Here is a 1,424-nt window from a genome sequence, read left to right as displayed (position 1 = left end):
ACGCCGCCGCGCTCGGGCACGCGCTGCGGCGCGAGTGGTGGCCGCTCGGCCTGGTCGTGCTCGCCGCCTCGCGCCGGAGCCGGGTCGCGCGCGCGGCGGCGGTGGCCATGCTCGCCCCCATCGCGCTGGAATGGCTGCGGCAGCGTCCGGCCGTCGATCCCGTCCGCTACACGGTCCTGCGGCTCGCCGAGGACGTCGCCTACGGCTCCGGTGTGACGGCCGCGTCCGCCCGCGCGCGCTCGGCCGCTCCCCTGCTCCCGGACGTCCGGCTCCCCGAGTCGTTCCCGTCCGCCGCCGGACGGGCCCGCAAGGCCGCAGCACGGGCGCACAAGGCCGCAGGCCGGTGGATCGCGGCCGTCCGCCCGGCCGGCCGCGATCCGCGCTGACGTCAGCGGTTGAGGGCGCCGAGGTCCACCGGCAGCTGGGCGCCGGTGATGTACTTGCCCTCGTCGGAGGCCAGGAACGCGACGATGTTCGCGATGTCCTCCGGCTCGACCATCTCGTAGGGCAGCGTCGCCATGTAGATGGGGCCGAGCAGCGGGTTCTGCTCCAGCAGCTCGGTCATCGTCCCGGCGGTCATGCCGGTCCGCACCCCGTGCGGGTGGACGGTGTTGACCCGGATGTCGTGCTCGCCCAGCTCGTTGGCCAGCACCTTCGCCAGGCCCACGACGCCGTGCTTGGACGAGGCGTAGTGGGCGAGGAACGGCAGCCCCTTCAGGCCCGCCACCGAGCTGGTGATGATGATCGAGCCGCCCTGGCCCTGCTCGATCAGCGTCGGGACGGTGGCCTTGACGGTCTTCCACACCCCCGTGAGGTTGGTGTCGATGATGTCCTGCCACTGCTGCTCTTCGAGCTCCCAGGTGCGGCCGTAGTTCACGATCCCGGCGTTGGCCACCACGACGTCGAGGCGGCCGAGCTCGGCGACGCCCTCGCCGACGGCCGCCTGGAGCGCGGCGAGGTCGCGCACGTCCGCCTTGCGGGCCACCACGCGGCGCCCCTGCGCCTCCACCAGCTTCGCGGTCTCGTCCAGGTCGGACTGGGCGGAGGGCTCGTAGGGGACGTACGAGCTGGCCGACCCGACGAGGTCGACCGCGATGATGTCGGCGCCCTCGGACGCGAGCCGGACGGCCTCCGCGCGCCCCTGCCCGCGCGCCGCGCCGGTGATGAAAGCGACCTTGCCTGTCAAACGCGCCATGGCTTACTTCCTCCACATGGGTCAGACCCGACGTCGCAGAGATGGAAGGCCTTTTTCGGGCGGACAACGGCTGCGCTGCCATCGGGCCGATAAGCGGTCAACGCCATAGTGGCACTCAGTGTCAAAAGGAGCAAGAGCCCGGCCTCCGCACCCGCGCCCCCGCCACCGTGGGGGTGGGGGGGGGGGGCCCGGCGGGGGGGGGGGGGGCCCCCCGGCCCCCCCCCCGCGG

The 1,424-nt window shown here is 73.7% G+C and carries 1 protein-coding gene and 1 pseudogene; one reads left to right on the top strand and one right to left on the bottom strand.

Features of this window, described 5'->3' with window-relative positions; genetic code table 11:
* Positions 1-386: pseudogene (locus ABZ914_RS51360) on the top strand (hypothetical protein); the annotation flags it as partial.
* A gap of 2 nt (positions 387-388) precedes the next feature.
* Here the strand turns inward: ABZ914_RS51360 and ABZ914_RS51355 are convergent.
* Positions 389-1,195: a mycofactocin-coupled SDR family oxidoreductase gene (locus tag ABZ914_RS51355; RefSeq protein ID WP_190865232.1), complete on the bottom strand. Its 807-nt coding sequence runs from the start codon at positions 1,193-1,195 to the stop codon at positions 389-391.
* Positions 1,196-1,424 lie beyond the last annotated feature (229 nt).

Source organism: Spirillospora sp. NPDC046719 (assembly GCF_040645715.1).
Lineage (GTDB): Bacteria > Actinomycetota > Actinomycetes > Streptosporangiales > Streptosporangiaceae > Spirillospora.
This window is presented reverse-complemented; position numbering and strand designations above follow the sequence as displayed.